The sequence below is a fragment of the Mucilaginibacter sp. PAMB04168 genome, assembly GCF_039634365.2.
GTDB lineage: Bacteria > Bacteroidota > Bacteroidia > Sphingobacteriales > Sphingobacteriaceae > Mucilaginibacter.
On the sequence record NZ_CP155079.2, the window covers coordinates 2,789,951 to 2,808,352 of the forward strand.

Consider the following 18,402-nt stretch of genomic DNA (forward strand, 5'->3'; position numbering starts at 1 on the left):
CATAAGAGCTGGGTCATCCTGCGACCCGGGACCTCATTCTTTATCTTGAAACGCCTTTAAGTGATTTTTATAAGTATGACTGTAGCACGCCACTTCTGGATGAGCGCTTAATGTTTTGCAATGCCTTATCCTTTAGCTGTCTAACCCGTTCGCGTGTTAGGCGGAGCTTTTCTCCAATCTCTTCCAAGGTATGCGTATTTCCTCCGCCCAAGCCGTAAAATAAAATCAAAACTTCACGGTCCCGATCTCCTAGCCTTGAGAGTGAACGATAAAGTTCAATGCTCAGAGAGTCATGAATCATCATATTGTCTGTGGTAGGATCGCTACTGTGCATTACATCCAGCAACGTACCTTCTTCGCCCTGTTGGAAAGGTGCATCTACAGAAATATGCCTTCCTGAAATGCTCAGCGAATCGCTTATCCTTTCAACAGTTGTTTCCAGGTTTAAAGCAAGTTCCTCAGGTGTAGCCTCCCGTTCAAACTCCTGCTCCAACTTTGATTGAGCCTTTCTGATCTTGCTTATGGCAGTCACCTGATTTAGCGGCAACCTTACTGCGCGTGATTGGTCTCCGATTGCTGAAATGATTGATTGGCGAATCCACCAAACGGCATATGAGATAAATTTAAATCCTTTCGTTTCGTCAAAACGACCGGCGGCTTTAATTAAGCCTAAATTCCCTTCATTGATCAAATCGCCTAACGTAATACCTTGATTTTGATATTGTTTAGCAACCGATACCACAAAGCGTAAATTAGCTTTAGTAAGCCGCTCTAACGCAGCCTGATCACCTTCCCTGATCTTTTGTGCCAGGATAACTTCCTCCTGAGCTGAAATCAGGTCTACTTTACCTATCTCGGTCAAGTATTTATCTAAGGACTGCGTTTCCCTATTGGTAATGGATTGGGATATTTTTAGTTGTCTCATTCAAGAATTTTATGATGGCTTACCGCAGCATCAATGTAGTTTTTAGTAGCATTTATAAACTGAGCAACGGCCGGTTTGCCCATTACTAATCAATCGTAAGCTGTTAATCGTTCGTTGTTCGGTAGTGTGTCGCTCGTTCTATCACATCACACAATGTGTGGTGTAAAGTTACCGTTAATTTAATCAGTAACTGGTATGCAAAAAGTCATCTTTGATAAATGAACACTGAAATTGGTCAGGTATCATATAAATGAAACTAAAGTTTAAATCCAAACTGTGGTCGGTTTCCTCATATTGTGTTTATATGGTTACGTCTCCAGGAACGTGAAAGCTTTTCAAATGATACAGTAATTTAGAAATGGAAATATCAAGATAAGCGCGTTAGACCCATTGGTAAAACTACCTCCAAAACAAAACGTGAATCTTAGGTACTCGCAAAATAGCTATTGGTAATTGAAGCAAAATATCCTAACTATGTACCAAATATATTGCTGAGTTTACGCCAATTTTAGTTGAGCAAAACATTGAATTGTAAATTAGAACTGCATAGGAATTAAAGGTTGCTAACCTAAAACGTAAGTCGACGATAATTAATTACTATCAAAGCTGGAAACGTAAGTACACCACAACTAATGGACTAACGGCTAATATATTAGGATCTCATACAAATAGGCCTTGATGCATTTTGCATTGGGGCTTTGTTATTATTAATTTCATATAAACGTATTAATGACACTTTTTGAACAAATACAGCAAAAACCTTTCTTCATTTTGGGCCCTTGTGTGATGGAAAGCCAGGACCTGTTATATCAGGTAGCCGAACAGGTTGCCCGCGTTGGCCAGCAGTACAATATACCGGTTATTTTCAAATCATCATTTGATAAGGCAAACCGTACCTCTATCGGCTCCTACCGTGGCCCTGGCCTGGAGAAAGGCCTGGAAATGCTTCAAAAGGTAAAAGAGCGCTTCAACTTACCCCTAACTACTGATATACACGAAAGTTACCAGGCTGCGGTAGCTGGTCAGGTAGTAGATATTTTGCAGATACCAGCCTTCTTGTGCCGCCAAACCGATTTGCTGGTAGCTGCTGCCCAAACCGGAAAAGTAGTTAATGTTAAAAAAGCGCAGTTTCTGTCAGGTCAGGATATGTTTTACCCTGCCCAAAAAGTACTTGAAGCAGGAAATCAACAGGTTATCCTTACCGAACGCGGCAATATGTACGGCTACAATAATTTAGCTGTTGATTTTAGGAATATACACGACATGAAATCTTTTGGCCATCCGGTTTGCATGGATTGTACGCACTCGGTGCAACGCCCTGGTGGTGCTGGTGGCAAAACCGGTGGCGACCGGACGTTTGTACCAATGATGGCTCAGGCAGCCAAGGCGTTTGGAGCTGATGGTTATTTCATGGAGGTTCATCCCGATCCTGATAATGCCTTAAGTGATGGCCCTAACATGATCAAGCTAAGTGATTTGGATAAAGTAATTGAGCCATTATTAAGCTAACTACGATATTTCATTTACAGGCCATTTAGAACACAAATTAAGACCGATTATTACGCATGCAGGAAATAGCCAAAAGAGTGTTTAAGGACGAAATACAGTCACTGCAAGAAGCTGCAAGCTTAATTGACGAACAGTTTACTAAAGCTGTAGACGCTATCTTACAAAGCAAGGGCAAGCTTATTGTAACTGGCGCAGGCAAATCCGGGCTTATAGGCAAAAAGATTGCAGCCACCTTGGCCAGTACAGGCACGTCCAGCTTTTTTATGCACCCTACAGAGGCCTTTCATGGCGATTTGGGAATGATTGGGCACAACGATTTGATCATCCTTATCTCCTACTCTGGCGAAACAGACGAGATTATTCGGCTTATTCCTTTTTTAAAATGGAATAAGAACAAAATTGTAAGTATCACTGGTAATTCATCATCAACTATCGCTACCAATACTGATTTTCATTTAAACGTCCACATCACACATGAGGCCTGTCCACTTAAGCTAGCCCCTACCTCGTCAACTACTGCAACACTGGTTATGGGCGACGCACTGGCTGTAGCGCTTATGGAAGCCAGGCATTTCCAGCCAGAAGACTTTGCGCGTTTTCATCCGGGTGGCAGCCTTGGACGCAAATTATTGGTTAAGGTGAAAGATATGATGCGTACACATAAACTTCCTTTTATTAAGGAAGACGTACCGTTTACAGAACTTTTATTATGCATGTCAGAAGGGCGTTTAGGAATGGTGATTGTTGGTGACACATCAAACGTAAAAGGCGTTATAACAGACGGCGACCTGCGTCGCTCCTTGATGCGCAATCCCGATACGACTACGCAAACAGTGGCCGGGATGATGAACCCGAATCCAGTAATAATTAATGAAGATGAACTGATACACCAGGCGGATGAATTGATGATCAGAAAGAAAATTACCACGGTGTTAGTTGGTTCCCCCGAAAATCGCTCCGTTAAAGGTATATATCAAATTTATACGCGTTAAAGGAGTAATCTTTTGCGCAACAAATCTCATGTGTGCCTGTTATTTTTGCTTTAACATCATTTATGGACAAGCATCTAAATACAGACGAACAGCAGGAAATATATATTGAGTTTAAAGAGCTGGTAAACATGACGGCTTCATCCCTTGAAAAATGGCTTAAAACCGATGAATCAAAAAAAGTAGGTTGGGACAGTGGCGACGGCGAGTCGGTGGGTCACAAATCGGGCGAAAAGATAGTAAGTCTTCTGTATAAAAATAAAGGCGAGCTGCAGCAAGCAGACTACTTACATATGCAGAAGGTTGTTGGTTACATTAAACGTCACTCCGCCCAAAAACCTTCAGGCGATGTAGCTAACAGCAATTGGAATTACTCCCTTAAAAATTGGGGGCATGATTATTCCAAGAAGTAAGTCTTTATCTTCTCTCAAATAATGCGTTGAAAATTAAATAACGTAGTTCATTACTGCAACGAAGCAGATAATTAGCAAAATAAAGCCTTGTAGTTTTTGCTCAATTGTTAAATCTGTAATGTTCATATTTGGCAAGGGTTATATGGCAAATATATACGCTGCGTATTTCTACGCAATACCTGTAAGTACTTTTATCAAAAATTCACTCAGTTCGCTCTATTGATGCTTTTTCGTTACAAAAAGAAACGATTTATTAGTGAGGATAACAGCATTTATTTGTTGCGTTAACTTTATAAACACACCAGGCATATATAAAAGGTTTGTAAAAAAGCCTACTTATACCGCTCAAAACACTTTTTTGGTGTGGTTGTCTTTCTGATGGCTAATCAAGTTTAATATCGAGCAGTTAATTAACAATTATGTCTATTCAATCAATTAACCCCATAAACGGAAAAGTTATCAAGACTTACGAAGCCGATACCGACGAGCAAGTCCAGTTGAAAACTGAGGCTGCACATGAGGCATGGCAAAAATGGCACTTAACTTCACACGGTGAACGATCAGTGCTTTTGCGTGCCCTTGCAGCTATATTGAAAAAGCGCAAACAGGAGTTAGCCCATTTGATGGCTCTTGAAATGGGCAAGCCCATTAAGCAAGGCATCAGCGAAATTGAAAAATGCGAGTCGGTTTGCACATACTATGCAGACCACGGCGATTCGTTTTTACAGCAACAGCTGATTGAAACGGAAGCTCAAAAAAGCTTTGTAACATTTGAGCCTATTGGCGTAGTATTGGCCATCATGCCCTGGAATTTTCCTTTTTGGCAAGTATTTCGTTTCCTGGCCCCGGCATTAGCTGCCGGTAATTGCGGCGTCTTAAAGCATGCTTCAAATGTACCGGGTTGTGCAATAGTGATCGAAGAATTAGTACAACAGGCCGGCTTTCCGCCTAATGTTTTCAAAACACTGTTAGTTACAAGCAATAAAGTTGATGCTATAATAGAAAACTCATTGATAAAAGCAGTGACTTTAACAGGCAGCACACAAGCCGGAATTAAAGTGGCCCAAAAGGCTGGATCTGTGCTGAAGAAAACAGTGCTGGAACTTGGTGGCAGTGATGCGTATTTGGTTTTAGACGACGCCGACCTTGAGCTTGCAGCCACAACCTGTACAGATAGTCGACTTATTAACAGCGGCCAAAGCTGCATAGCTGCCAAGCGGTTTATTGTTGTGGAAACGGTAGCCGAGAGGTTTACACAATTAATGCTCGAAAAAATGAAAGCCAAACATACTGGCGACCCCTTGAGCGAGGAAACAGACATTGGTCCGCAGGCACGTGTTGATTTAAGAGATGAGTTGCATAATCAGGTAAAAAAATCCATAGAAGCCGGCGCCCAATGTATATTAGGCGGGCAGTTACCTGATGGAGAAAACGCTTTTTATCCACCAACTATCCTTACCCAGGTAAAAAAAGGTATGCCCGCTTTTGATGAAGAGCTTTTTGGACCGGTGGCGGCTATCATTACAGCAAAGGATGAAGCAGAAGCTGTAAGCTTAGCTAATGATAGTGTATTTGGCTTAGGAGCTGCAGTTTTTACACAGGACATTGAACGAGGTGAAAGGATTGCTGCAACGCAGTTGGAAGCTGGTTCCTGTTTTGTAAACTCCCTTGTAAAGTCAGATCCCAGGCTTCCATTCGGTGGCATTAAGCAATCTGGATATGGCCGTGAGCTGGGAATGTTCGGCATACATGAGTTTGTAAATATAAAAACGGTTTATGTTAGGTAATGTATAATGTAAATAATTTGTTGATATAATATTCTCAACTCATTGTTATACAATAGCTATTTCTTGATAGTTAACACGATTGAGTATGGCATTAGGTTTTACCTTATGCTGACATGCCCATTTTTGGCAACGGTTAACAAAGCTTATCTTTGCATTTGATATGAGTAAGCACGGTAGAATCTTAGTAGCCATGAGTGGTGGTGTTGATAGTTCAGTAGCAGCAATTATGCTACATGAGCAGGGCTATGAAGTAATTGGGCTTACCATGAAAACCTGGGATTACGCTTCTGCGGGTGGAAGTTCTAAGGAAACCGGCTGTTGTAGTTTGGATAGCATTAATGATGCCCGATCATTAGCAGTGGGTTATGGCTTTCCACATTATATATTGGATATACGCAATGAGTTTGGCAATTACGTAATAGACAATTTTGTTGACGAGTATTTGGCCGGCCGTACACCTAACCCATGTGTTTTGTGTAATACCCATATTAAATGGGAAGCTTTACTTAAACGTGCAGACAAGCTAGATTGTGAATTTATAGCAACCGGGCATTACGCCAATATCCGCTTACAAGATAGCGGTCGCTATGTGGTATCTAAAGGTCGCGATGAAAACAAAGACCAGTCTTACGTACTTTGGGGCGTATCGCAACAAAACCTGGCTCGTACAAGATTTCCGTTAGGCAGTTTTGCAAAAGCAGAGATCAGGCAAATGGCATTAGATTACGGGCAGGTTGAATTGGCTGGCAAAAGCGAAAGCTATGAAATATGCTTTGTTCCTGATAACGACTATAGGGCATTCCTTCGCCATAAAGTACAGGACTTGGACACACGTGTAGGTGCTGGTAACTTTGTGTTAACTGATGGAACGGTAGTGGGCAAGCATCAGGGCTATCCGTTTTACACCATCGGCCAGCGTAAGGGGTTGGGCATAGCCTTAGGGCAGCCTATGTTCGTAACCAAAATAAATCCGGTCGATAATACAGTAGTTTTGGGAACGCAAGAAGAATTGCACCGTAAAGAAGCATGGGTGCGTAACCTGAACCTCGTGAAGTATGAAAACATTAACGAGCCTTTACAGGCCGTTACTAAAATACGCTATAAAGATGCCGGTGCCGAAAGCACCATCGTACAGCTGGGCGATCACATAAAGGTAGATTTTCACCATCAGGTGTCGGGTATTGCGCCTGGTCAATCCGCTGTGTTTTACGAGGGTAATGATCTGCTGGGCGGTGGTTTCTTGATGTAATCCTACTTAGCTAGTAAGCCGTCATCTCGAACAATTCTGATTAATTACTGTTGCAATTAAAAAATTAATACTGTTTGTGAATTTGTGTTTCACATTCTTTGTGTTTTATTTGCAGAAAATAAAGAGCATTAATGGCCAAAAACTTACTTATTGTAGAATCTCCGGCGAAAGCCAAAACTATCGAGGGTTACCTGGGCAAAGACTTTACTGTTAAGTCTAGCTATGGTCATATCCGTGATCTGGTGAAGTCAGAGGACGCCATTGATATACCCAATAACTTTGCACAAAGATATGAGGTACCTGCTGATAAAAAACAGGTAGTCAGCGAGTTGAAAAAACTAGCAAAGGAAGCAGAAATGGTTTGGCTTGCTTCCGATGAGGACCGGGAGGGTGAAGCGATCTCCTGGCACCTTTTTGAAACCTTGGGCTTAAAAGAAGATAAAACTAAACGTATAGTATTCCATGAAATAACAAAGCCTGCTATTATGCGGGCTATTGAAAACCCGCGCACTATAGATTATAACCTGGTAAATGCCCAACAAGCACGCCGTGTATTGGATCGTTTGGTGGGTTTCGAGCTTTCGCCAGTGCTCTGGAAAAAAGTAAAACCTTCTTTATCTGCCGGCCGGGTTCAATCCGTTGCTGTAAGGTTAATAGTAGAGCGCGAACGTGAGATCAACAAGTTTAAAGCCGAAGCTGCGTTTCGGGTGGTAGCTATATTTGGCAAAGGTCGTGAGGCATTCCGTGCAGAACTGCCAGAACGATTTACACAACAGGAAGAAGCAGAAAAATTCCTCAACGACTGTATTGAAGCATCGTTTACTGTAAAATCGTTAGAAACACGACCAACTAAACGCTCGCCAGCAGCTCCCTTTACAACCTCTACGCTTCAGCAAGAAGCTAGTCGCAAACTGGGATTTTCGGTTTCACGTACAATGTCGGTTGCTCAAAGGCTATATGAGTCTGGTAAGATTACTTACATGCGTACCGATAGTGTTAATTTATCTGATACCGCTCTAAATGCTGCAGAACAGCAAATTGTGTCTGCTTATGGTGATAAATATCATCAGTTACGTAAATATAAAACCAAATCGGCCAGTGCACAGGAAGCGCACGAAGCCATACGCCCTACTTATTTTAATGAGCACACCATTGATGGTGAAAACGCCGAAAAGCGCTTGTACGAGCTGATCTGGAAGCGCGCTATTGCATCACAAATGAGTGAGGCCCAGTTTGAAAAAACCACGGCCAAAATAAACATCTCAACCCGGTCTGAAGATCTGGTTGCCAATGGCGAGGTGATGAAATTTGACGGCTTTTTGAAAGTTTACCTTGAGTCGAGTGACGAAGATGAGGATAACAACCAGGACGAAAACAACGCGATTCTTCCACCGCTTTCCAAAGGTCAAGTTTTAAGCCTGCAGGAAATGTCGGCTACTGAACGTTACTCGCGGCCTCCTGCACGCTATACAGAAGCAAGTCTGGTAAAAAAGTTGGAGGAATTAGGTATTGGCCGCCCATCTACTTATGCGCCTACCATTTCAACGGTGCAAAACCGTGGTTATGTCTTAAAAGAAGATCGAGAAGGCAAAACCCGTAATTTCAAGGTTTTAACGCTTAAAGAAAAATCCATAAAGCGCGAAGAAAAGTCTGAAAATACAGGCGCCGAACGTAACAAACTGTTCCCTACAGATATTGGTGCTGTTGTAAATGACTTTTTGGTACAGCACTTTACTGGCATTGTCGACTTTAATTTTACTGCTAATGTCGAAAAGCAGTTTGATGAGATTGCCCAGGGTTTAACCGAGTGGACAGCTATGATCAAAAGCTTCTACTTTCCTTTTCACGAGGGTGTAGAGAGTACAATTCAAACTGCAGATAAAGCTCGCGGTGAACGTGATTTAGGCATCCATCCCGAAAGCGGCAAGAAAATGTCGGTCCGTATCGGTCGCTATGGACCATTTGTACAAATAGGCGAAGCTGAAGAAGACGAAAAGCCTCAATACGCCAGTTTAAGGGCTGGCCAGATGATTGAGACGATCACTTTAGAGGATGCGCTGGAATTGTTCAAACTGCCCAAAAAAGTTGGTGTGTATGAGGACAAAGAAATGACCGTAGCCATCGGCAAGTTTGGTCCGTATATCAGACACAACAGCAGCTTTTATTCTTTACCAAAAGGCGTTGACCCCATGAGTGTAACGGAACAGCAGGGTATTGAAATAATTGAGGAGAAACGTAAAAAAGACGCTGAAAAGCTTATTAAAACGTTTGAAGAAAATGCTGATGTTAAAATTTTGAACGGACGCTGGGGACCATATATCGAATTTGGTAAATTAAACGTTAAAATACCTAAGGGCAAAGAGCCCACTACTTTAACCTACGACGAGTGTAAAGCGCTGGCCGATGCCATGGAAAAGGACGGCAAGAAACCGGCAGGCAAAAAGTTTGCTAAAAAGAAATAAAGATAATGCACGCCTGGAAACAGGCGTTTTTTGATTATGATTAGAGATTTACCCGAGAACTTAGTTAAGGATATAGGAGTTGCCGTTGCGCTTGAAAATGAAACCGTAGAGAGCAAAGTATGGTACGTATATCTCATCAACCTAAAAGACCAACCCATCGAAAACGTACTTGTTACATCCAAAGGCTACGGTGAGAAGGACGGCGAACAAGTTAAAACTTCAGTTTTAAGGCACATGATGCCGATTATTCAAAGCAAAAGCTTTGCGCTTATTGAGCCGATAGACGAGCAAACCTTTGGCCTTAATAATGAGTACTGGGTAAGCTACTACATAGGTAAGGACATTTATGACAAGAAATTTATCTTCCTCCCCGAAAGTATTGTAGAATCAAACTTTATTAAGTTGCCGGTACTTAATAAGCCTGGCGTAATGATTAAGTAACTTACACATCCTGCAGGCTGACATAGTTTAAATGTAAATCAGTTTGCTTTAAAGAGGCCGTATTTGAGGATGCAATAGATTGCCCTTACACCGTCCTTCCATCCTATTTTCTTGCCTTCATAATATGTACGGCCGTAATAGGATATTCCTACTTCATATATACGTATGTGCGGTATGCGTGACATTTTAATGGTAACCTCAGGTTCAAAGCCAAATCGTTTCTCCGTTAACGTTATGCCTTGCAGCATTTTAGTGTTAAACAATTTGTAACAGGTTTCCATATCTGTAAGGTTCAGGTTGGAGAACATGTTTGAGGCGAACGTTAACCAGCGGTTGCCTATGGTATGCCAAAAGAATAATATGCGGTGCGGGTTACTACCCATAAACCTGGAGCCATAAACTACATCAGCAAACCCGTTCACAACAGGCTTAAGTAAATCATTGTATTCATCCGGATCATACTCAAGGTCGGCATCCTGAATAATTAGATATTCACCGGTAGCTTTAGCTATTCCAGTATGTAAGGCCGCACCCTTTCCCTTGTTTATATCATGCTTAAAATAACTGATGGGCAGATCGGGATTAGCTTCTTTATAACGTAGTATAGCCCCTTCCGTATCATCTTTCGAACAGTCATTTACAATAATGACTTCTTTTTGAATACCACTGATAAGTTCAACGGCTTTAACTTTATTCAGTATGAGGTGTATGGTACGCTCTTCGTTGTAAGCGGGTATGATGACAGATAATGTGTTGATGATCATAGGCAAATATCAAATTCGAACTAAGGAGCTTTTTTCCCATTAAGTGTATGTAACTATACTAATAACGTGTTAAAATTATAAATTAGCATAAAGCGCTCTTTGCTACTTTGTACATTATTAGCTTAATTGTTCGCTGCAAATGTAGCATCTAAGTAGTAACATCAATAAAAATGCTTTATTTTGTGGCTGTTTTAAACTCCCGGCTGCTATGCTCGAAAATTTGGATTGGAATAATGTGATGGTGATTGATATTGAAACTGTTCCGCAGTATAGCAGTTACGATGAGGTTCCAGAACAATTTAGGCAACTGTGGGACAAGAAAACACAGTACCAGCGCAAAGAAGAAACAGCCGAAGAATTTTATAAGTGTGCCGGCATTCTCGCCGAATTTGGCAAAATCATATGTCTATCTGCCGGTATCTTTACAAAGTCAGGCGGCTTCCGTGTAAAATCATTCGCTTCACATGACGAAAGTGAGTTGTTAAGAAAGTTTTCTGAAATGCTTAAAGGCATGTCAGATAAACTCATACTTTGCGGGCACAACGTAAAGGAGTTTGATATTCCTTATATCTGCCGCCGGTTATTGATTAATGGAATTCCCCTACCCGTCCAACTGCATATCTCAGGTAAAAAACCCTGGGAAATTTGCCATCTAGATACAATGGAGATGTGGAAATTTGGCGATTACAAGAACTTTACTTCTTTAAATTTATTAGCGGCCATTTTTGGTATCCCTACCCCTAAAGATGACATAGACGGCAGCATGGTGGCGCAGGTTTATTGGGTTGACAATCAGCTTGATCGCATTTGCACTTATTGCCAAAAGGATGTGGTGACTACAGCGCAGTTGCTCAAAAGGTTTAAAGGCGAACCGCTGATCACTGATGACCAAGTCACGATTGTAGACCTGTAATTTTGCATTGTAGCGCATTTACGCTATATTGAGCCAACTGATCCCTTTATTGATATTATGCTTCAAATTAACAACCTGCATGTAAGTTTTCGTACATCCGATGGATGGTTTGAGGCAGTAAAAGGTATTTCTTTGTCAATAGAAAAAGGGCGCACACTGGGCATTGTAGGTGAATCCGGCTCGGGTAAATCAGTTACTTCGTTAGCAATAATGCGCCTGCTCGAAAGTAGGCATACACAAATAAAAGGTGATATTGTATTTGATGGCATAAACATCGCTCAAGCATCAGAAAAAGAAATGCGCGTGTTGCGTGGTAACCGCATTGCCATGATTTTTCAGGAACCTATGACCTCCTTAAACCCCGTGATTAGTTGTGGTGACCAAATAACCGAAGCCATACAATTACACCGAAAGCTTGACAAACATGAGGCCCGGCAACAAGCTATCAACTTGTTTAAAGAAGTACAGCTTCCACGCCCGGAGAGTATGATTGATAGCTATCCGCATCAACTATCCGGTGGGCAGCGGCAGCGGGTTATGATCGCAATGGCATTATCCTGCAATCCTGATCTGCTTATTGCTGATGAACCTACTACAGCACTTGATGTAACCGTACAAAAAACGATAATTGACTTACTGTTGAAATTGAAGGCGGAGCGCAATATGAGCTTGCTTTTTATTTCGCATGACCTTGGTGTGGTTAGCCAAATAGCTGATGAGCTGTTAGTAATGTACAAGGGCAATGTGGTTGAACAAGGGCCGGTAAAAAACATATTCACCAATCCCAACCACCCGTATACCCAAGGTTTGCTTGCTTGCCGGCCTTCGGCCAATCTCAACTTAAAGAGCCTGCCTACTATCAGCGATTTTTTAAACGTTGATGGTAATGGTGAGCTTAAAAGCACCGGGCTTTCGGTAAGTGCCGTGAAAGAAAATTTTTCTTATAACCAGTTTGACATACATGAGCGTAAGCAATTGTTATACAAGCAGGAACCTATTCTCAAAGTAAATGATCTATGTACTTGGTTCCCCGTTAGCTCCGGTTGGTTTTCTTCTTCAAAAAAATATATCAAGGCTGTAAGTAATGTAAATTTTGAAGTATATCCCGGCGAAACTCTAGGCTTAGTTGGCGAGTCCGGCAGTGGTAAAACCACGCTTGGCCGAAGTATTTTAAGGCTAATACAACCCACTTCAGGCAGCGTAACCTATAAAGGAACTAACCTGCTCAACTTAAGGCCAAACGAATTGCGGCATATGCGGCGCCAAATGCAGATCATCTTTCAGGACCCTTACTCCTCTTTAAATCCACGCTTAACCATTGGGCAGTTGCTGATGGAACCTATGCAGGTACATGGCCTGCATGAAAATAATACACAAAGGCGTCAAAAGGCTATTGAACTTTTGGAAAGGGTGAGTCTCCTGCCCGAGCATTTTAACCGTTATCCGCACGAATTTTCGGGCGGGCAGCGCCAGCGCGTGGTTATTGCAAGAGCACTGGCCTTAGAACCTCAATTCATCATTTGCGATGAGTCGGTGTCTGCGCTGGATGTTTCTGTACAAGCGCAGATTTTGAACTTGCTACGCGATCTGCAAAAAGATTTGGGTCTTACCTATATCTTTATTTCGCATGACCTATCGGTTATACGACACATCTCTGACCGTATCATGGTCATCAACAAAGGAGAAATTCAGGAGATTTCAGATGCGGACGAGCTGTTTATTAATCCTAAAACACCTTATACACAGAAGCTTATTGCGTCTATTCCTCAAATCGTTATCCCATCTTAAAACCAACAACTTTCGCCAGCTTCGGTTGTTAGTATCTATATCAAATTATATACGCCGCTTACTAAATACAGGTTGCGTATATTAGCACCATAGCTAAATTTAAATGGCCAAAAAGAAAAACATCAGTTCATCAGTTAAACAAGTACTTACACAACTTGTGCTGGATGTATTTGAGCAAAATGCCAAAGAGGCACTTAACTACAAACAGGTATCATCTAAATTGAACGTACGCGAGCCAGAAGCTCGTGAAACTATATTAGAAATTTTAAAAGAAGAAGCTAAGAAAAACGTCTTACAGGAAGTGTCTCCAGGTAAATTCAAAGTGCTGGAGCTTAAAACTTTCGTAGAGGGTAAGGTTGATATGACCAACGATGGATCGGCCTTTATTGTAACCGACGATGAGTTTGAGAATGACATCTATGTAGCTCCCCGTAAGCTACGCAATGCACTACATGGTGACCGCGTAAAAGTATATGTGTATGCCAAGAGCAAAGGCAAGCGTAAAGAAGGCGAGGTTGTGGATATTATACAACGTGCCAAGATGGAATTTACCGGCATTGTAAAGTTATCTGAACGATTTGCTTTTTTTGTACCCGATGACCGTAAGATGTTGCATGATATCTTTATACCGCTAAGCGATTTAAACGGTGCAAAAAACGGCATGAAAGCCGTTGCAGCTATTACCGATTGGCCACCTGAAGCTAAAAATCCGGTTGGCCGCATCAAAACAATCTTAGGTACACAGGGCGAGAACGATACGGAGATGAACGCTATCCTGGCAGAATATGGTTTTCCGCTGTCTTTCCCTGCCGAGGTCGAACAGGAAGCCGAGGCTATCTCAGAAGACATAACAGCCGAAGAGATAGACAAGCGCAGGGATTTTAGAGATGTACTGACCTTTACTATTGACCCATTTGATGCCAAAGATTTTGACGATGCGTTATCTTTTAAAAAGCTCGAAAACGGCAACTTCGAGATAGGTATTCACATTGCTGACGTATCGCATTATATTATTCCGGATTCTGCTCTTGACAAAGAAGCTTATGACCGTGGCACCTCTGTTTACCTGGTTGACCGCGTGATACCCATGTTGCCTGAGCGCTTGTCAAACGGACTGTGCTCGCTGCGTCCGCATGAAGATAAGCTTTGCTTTGCAGCCGTATTTGAAATGAATGACGAAGGTCATGTGCTTGACCAATGGTTTGGTAAAACTATCATCCACTCCGACCGCCGTTTTACGTATGAAGAAGTGCAGGAAGTGATAGAAACCAGCGAGGGAGATTATGTAGAAGAGATACACCAGCTTAATGCAATAGCCTATAAGTTGCGTGAGCAAAAGTTTAAACATGGCGCTATCAGCTTTGAAAGTACCGAGGTTAAATTCAAGCTTGATGAAAAAGGGAAGCCTGTTGGAGTTTATGTTAAGGAACGCAAAGATGCCCATAAGTTGATTGAAGACTATATGTTACTGGCCAACCGTAAAGTAGCCGAGTTTGTGAACAAAAAAGGTAAAGGCAAAAAGAAATACGCTTTTGTATATCGCGCACACGATGCACCTAACCCCGAAACCTTAGGCAACTTTGCGCAATTTGCGGCCCGCTTTGGTTACCGCATAAACATGAAGTCGGACCGTGAGATAGCCAAATCACTCAATCACCTGATGCATGATGTAGAAGGCAAAAAGGAGCAAAATGTACTGACACAGCTGGCCATACGTTCTATGGCTAAAGCTATTTATACCACCAAAAGCAGCAGCCACTATGGATTGGCTTTTGACCATTACACGCACTTCACGTCGCCTATACGCCGTTATCCCGATGTGATGGTGCACCGGTTGTTATTTCATTATTTAAACGGTGGCGAGGCTGTAAATGCAGAGCACTATGAAGCGCTCAGTAAGCACAGCTCAGAAATGGAAAAGAAAGCTGCTGATGCCGAACGCTCTTCGGTTAAATACAAACAGGCCGAGTATCTACAGGATAATATCGGTAGTGAATACACAGGTGTGATTTCGGGCGTTACCGAGTGGGGAATGTACGTGCAGATTACCGAAAATAACTGTGAAGGCATGGTACGGCTTCGCGACATATCTGATGACTTTTATACCTTAGATGAAAAAAACTATGCTATCATTGGTCAACGGAAAAAGAAGGTTTATCAACTGGGCGACGAAGTCCGGATTAAAGTCAAGAACGTAGATCTCACTAAAAAGCAAATTGATTTCTCACTGGTGCTTGACTAAAAGCCAGCACCGGTTACTTTTATATGAATACATTAAAAGATTTACAGTTACTCATAGAGGAAGCAGTTAATAACCTCTCCTATCCTACTGATCCCGCTGAATTATACGATCCTATTACCTACATTCTGTCGGTAGGCGGCAAGCGTATGCGACCTGCTCTACTTTTAATGGCATGCGACCTTTTTGGCGGCGATGTTAGGGCTGCTGTTCAGCCAGCACTTGCCATCGAGGTGTTTCACAACTTTACCCTGGTACATGATGACATTATGGACAATGCCCCCTTACGCCGTGGCAAAGTAACTGTACACGAAAAGTGGAACCCTAATGTGGCTATTCTATCGGGCGATGTAATGTTGGTTGAGGCCTATAAACTGATTATGCAGGTTGAAGATTCAATCTTGCGCGACGTATTGAAGATTTTCAGTAATACAGCTGTAGGCGTTTGCGAAGGGCAGCAACTGGATATGAACTTCGAGCAAGTAGAACATGTGGCTATTGAGGCTTATCTTAACATGATTAAGTTAAAAACAGCTGTATTACTGGGCGGCGCTCTTAAAATCGGGGCACTGATTGGTGGAGCCAGCAAAGCTGATGCCGACCTGCTATGTACCTTTGGTGAACAATTAGGTACTGCGTTTCAGCTACAGGATGACATTTTAGATGTATACGGCGATCCGGAGAAATTTGGCAAGCAGGTAGGCGGCGATATCATCTCTAATAAAAAGACTTATTTGCTAATTAAGGCGCTGGAGTTAGCAGGAAGTAATGAGATAGAAGAATTAAACCGCTGGATAAATAGGGATGACTTCGACGCTGCGGAAAAGGTAAAGGCTGTTACCAATATTTATAATCAGCTAAATATTAGAATGTATGCCGAACAGGCCATGCAAGACTTTGCTAACAAAGCATTCGAGGCGTTAGATCAGATCAGTTTATCAAATGACCGCAAACAATACCTTCGTGATTTCGCAGACGGCTTAATGATACGAGAAAAATAATACGATGATGAAACGTTTGATATTATCCACCCTATTTATCCTTTCTTTTAGCGGTATTAAAGCGCAAAGTACTAGCCCGGTAGTAAGCCAAAGCGATAGTATTTACTTACAAACCGACAAAGCTCCTGAATTTGTAGGCGGACAAAAGAAATTGAATAGGTATCTAGTTAAAACGCTACGTTACCCGGCTTATGCTGTAGAACACAACATACAAGGCACAGTCGTTTTACAAACTATTGTAGAAAAGGATGGTAGCTTTACTCAGCTAAGGATCAAAACCAGCGCATCTACTGACTTAAACGCTGAAGCTTTAAGAGTAATCGCGCAATCGCCAAAGTGGGTGCCTGCGCAAAAAGACGGAAAGATAGTTCGCGCTTATCATGAAATACCGGTTGTATTTACTTTAGCTAACTAGTAAAAAAGGCCTGCATTATATAATGCAGGCCTTTTAATATGATTAGCGAACTAACCTATAGTTACCTTACTAGGCAACAACTTCATCACCTTCAGTAGCAGTTTCAGCTTTAGGGGCTTCTTCTTCAACAGGAGCAGCAGCTTTCTTCGCTTTTCCGTTAGTAGTAGGAGCAGCTACAGCAGCAGCTTCAGTTTGTACGTTTACTACCGGTTTAGTTTCAGCAGCTACTTCAGAACCTTGGTAAGGTAATACTGATACGTAAGAACGATTATCAGCTTTCTTTTTGAAAACTACCTGACCGTCTATCAAAGCGAATAAAGTATGGTCGCGACCAATACCTACGTTTTGACCTGGGTTATGACGTGTACCACGCTGACGAACGATGATATTACCAGCAATTGCAGGCTGACCACCGAAAATCTTGATACCTAAGCGTTTACTATGCGATTCGCGGCCGTTTTTGGAACTACCCGCACCTTTTTTGTGAGCCATGTTTTAATATTTTATCAAAGCTTACTAAGCCTTGCGTTAAACCTTCAATTATAAAGTAATGCCTGTGATTGCAATTTTGGTAAATTGCTGACGGTGACCGTTTTTCTTTTTGTAACCTTTTCTGCGTTTCTTTTTGAAAACCAGAACTTTTTCACCTTTTACATGAGACACAATTGTTGCTGATACTTTAGCACCTTGTAAGGCACTACCTAACGAAAATTTACCTTCGTTTTCAGCTAACAATACTTTGTCAAATTCAATACTAGCGCCCTCATCTCCCTGTAAGCGGTGTACAAAGATTTGCTGGTCTTTTGCAACTTTAAATTGCTGTCCGGCTATATCTACTATTGCGTACATTGTTTGTTAATTAAATTGTTTAAAAATTTGAGGTGCAAATATAGAAATTCTTATTTGTAAAAGCAACGCTGCGACAAAACATTATTGCTGAACTTTCTGCTCTCGATCATCCAATATCTTCTGTATTTCTTTGATGAGTCGTTGGTTGGCATCCTTCAGTTTCGGATCGCCATTATAAGCCTGGTCAAAGAGCACTTTCTTAGTCTTTTCCTTGTAGGCAAACTCAATCAAGTAATGGGGTGTCTTTTCTTTCTTTCCCTGGTAAGCATCGCCTTCTTCAACCGCCGGGAAGTTCCAGAAGCCCAAATCTGCCGCCTTGCGATGCAGATAAATCAGATTATCCTTTGTTAAATGCAAGTTCATCTTTTTTACCTTACCGCTTTGGGTAACATATTGGTAAGAACCGGTCTTAGAGTTGAATTTATTATTTAAGCTATCACCTAAGCCATACTCGAACCGGATATACTGAAAATCAGAAAAACGATACGGTGCATTTTTAATCATCATACCATAGTAATAGCCGCAGTATAAGCCTATAGGCACAATAATGGTCAGTGCAAAAAATATCTTTTTAGTTTTATCGGTCATAAAGAAATAGAAATTATGAATTAGTACGAATTGCAAAAGTAGGACAAGGAGTTTATTTCAATGTCATAAA

Annotated in this window: 17 protein-coding genes; 12 read left to right on the forward strand and 5 right to left on the reverse strand. The window is 41.7% G+C overall.

Features of this window, described 5'->3' with window-relative positions; translation table 11 throughout:
- Positions 1–67 precede the first annotated feature (67 nt).
- Entirely contained in the window at positions 68–925 is an 858-nt protein-coding gene (locus tag ABDD94_RS11810) for an RNA polymerase sigma factor RpoD/SigA (RefSeq protein WP_345952414.1), read from the reverse strand.
- Positions 926–1,654: 729 nt separating this feature from the next.
- Here ABDD94_RS11810 and kdsA point away from each other — a divergent pair.
- From kdsA to ABDD94_RS11845, 7 genes are all read left to right on the forward strand, one after another.
- Positions 1,655–2,434, forward strand: coding sequence for a 3-deoxy-8-phosphooctulonate synthase (gene kdsA, locus ABDD94_RS11815; RefSeq protein WP_345952415.1), 780 nt, complete (start codon positions 1,655–1,657; stop codon positions 2,432–2,434).
- 56 nt (positions 2,435–2,490) lie between these two features.
- A complete protein-coding gene (locus tag ABDD94_RS11820) occupies positions 2,491–3,426 on the forward strand; it encodes a KpsF/GutQ family sugar-phosphate isomerase (protein WP_345952416.1) in 936 nt (311 codons plus the stop codon).
- A 62-nt stretch (positions 3,427–3,488) separates the two neighbouring features.
- The gene (locus ABDD94_RS11825; protein WP_345952417.1) at positions 3,489–3,836 is read left to right on the forward strand and encodes a DUF3140 domain-containing protein; all 348 of its coding nucleotides are present in this window, start codon (positions 3,489–3,491) and stop codon (positions 3,834–3,836) included.
- Between the two features lie 419 nt (positions 3,837–4,255).
- Entirely contained in the window at positions 4,256–5,623 is a 1,368-nt protein-coding gene (locus tag ABDD94_RS11830; protein ID WP_345952418.1) for an NAD-dependent succinate-semialdehyde dehydrogenase, read from the forward strand.
- Between the two features lie 160 nt (positions 5,624–5,783).
- Entirely contained in the window at positions 5,784–6,872 is a 1,089-nt protein-coding gene (gene mnmA, locus ABDD94_RS11835) for a tRNA 2-thiouridine(34) synthase MnmA (protein ID WP_345952419.1), read from the forward strand.
- A gap of 131 nt (positions 6,873–7,003) precedes the next feature.
- Positions 7,004–9,334, forward strand: a complete 2,331-nt coding sequence (gene topA / locus ABDD94_RS11840) for a type I DNA topoisomerase (protein WP_345952420.1) — start codon at positions 7,004–7,006, stop codon at positions 9,332–9,334.
- A gap of 36 nt (positions 9,335–9,370) precedes the next feature.
- A complete protein-coding gene (locus ABDD94_RS11845) occupies positions 9,371–9,775 on the forward strand; it encodes a hypothetical protein (RefSeq protein ID WP_345951882.1) in 405 nt (134 codons plus the stop codon).
- Between the two features lie 38 nt (positions 9,776–9,813).
- Here the strand turns inward: ABDD94_RS11845 and ABDD94_RS11850 are convergent, their stop codons facing one another.
- Positions 9,814–10,539: a glycosyltransferase family 2 protein gene (locus ABDD94_RS11850; protein WP_345952421.1), complete on the reverse strand. Its 726-nt coding sequence runs from the start codon at positions 10,537–10,539 to the stop codon at positions 9,814–9,816.
- Positions 10,540–10,747: 208 nt separating this feature from the next.
- On the opposite strand from ABDD94_RS11850, the gene ABDD94_RS11855 reads away from it, so the two are divergent.
- The 5 genes from ABDD94_RS11855 (at position 10,748) to ABDD94_RS11875 (ending at position 16,895) form a co-directional block, all read left to right on the forward strand.
- The gene (locus ABDD94_RS11855; RefSeq protein WP_345951880.1) at positions 10,748–11,452 is read left to right on the forward strand and encodes a 3'-5' exonuclease; all 705 of its coding nucleotides are present in this window, start codon (positions 10,748–10,750) and stop codon (positions 11,450–11,452) included.
- Positions 11,453–11,509: 57 nt separating this feature from the next.
- Positions 11,510–13,240, forward strand: a complete 1,731-nt coding sequence (locus ABDD94_RS11860) for an ABC transporter ATP-binding protein (RefSeq protein WP_345952422.1) — start codon at positions 11,510–11,512, stop codon at positions 13,238–13,240.
- Between the two features lie 103 nt (positions 13,241–13,343).
- Positions 13,344–15,482, forward strand: coding sequence for a ribonuclease R (gene rnr, locus ABDD94_RS11865; RefSeq protein ID WP_345952423.1), 2,139 nt, complete (start codon positions 13,344–13,346; stop codon positions 15,480–15,482).
- Between the two features lie 23 nt (positions 15,483–15,505).
- Positions 15,506–16,480: a polyprenyl synthetase family protein gene (locus ABDD94_RS11870; RefSeq protein WP_345952424.1), complete on the forward strand. Its 975-nt coding sequence runs from the start codon at positions 15,506–15,508 to the stop codon at positions 16,478–16,480.
- A 4-nt stretch (positions 16,481–16,484) separates the two neighbouring features.
- Entirely contained in the window at positions 16,485–16,895 is a 411-nt protein-coding gene (locus ABDD94_RS11875; protein WP_345952425.1) for an energy transducer TonB, read from the forward strand.
- 69 nt (positions 16,896–16,964) lie between these two features.
- Here the strand turns inward: ABDD94_RS11875 and rpmA are convergent, their stop codons facing one another.
- From rpmA to ABDD94_RS11890, 3 genes are all read right to left on the reverse strand, one after another.
- Complete coding sequence (gene rpmA, locus ABDD94_RS11880; RefSeq protein ID WP_345951875.1) at positions 16,965–17,387, reverse strand: 50S ribosomal protein L27; 423 nt, start codon at positions 17,385–17,387, stop codon at positions 16,965–16,967.
- Between the two features lie 48 nt (positions 17,388–17,435).
- Positions 17,436–17,744 carry a 50S ribosomal protein L21 gene (gene rplU, locus ABDD94_RS11885; protein ID WP_345951874.1) on the reverse strand — a complete coding sequence of 103 codons (309 nt, stop codon included), beginning with the start codon at positions 17,742–17,744 and terminating at the stop codon, positions 17,436–17,438.
- An 81-nt stretch (positions 17,745–17,825) separates the two neighbouring features.
- The gene (locus ABDD94_RS11890; RefSeq protein WP_345951873.1) at positions 17,826–18,332 is read right to left on the reverse strand and encodes a hypothetical protein; all 507 of its coding nucleotides are present in this window, start codon (positions 18,330–18,332) and stop codon (positions 17,826–17,828) included.
- Positions 18,333–18,402 lie beyond the last annotated feature (70 nt).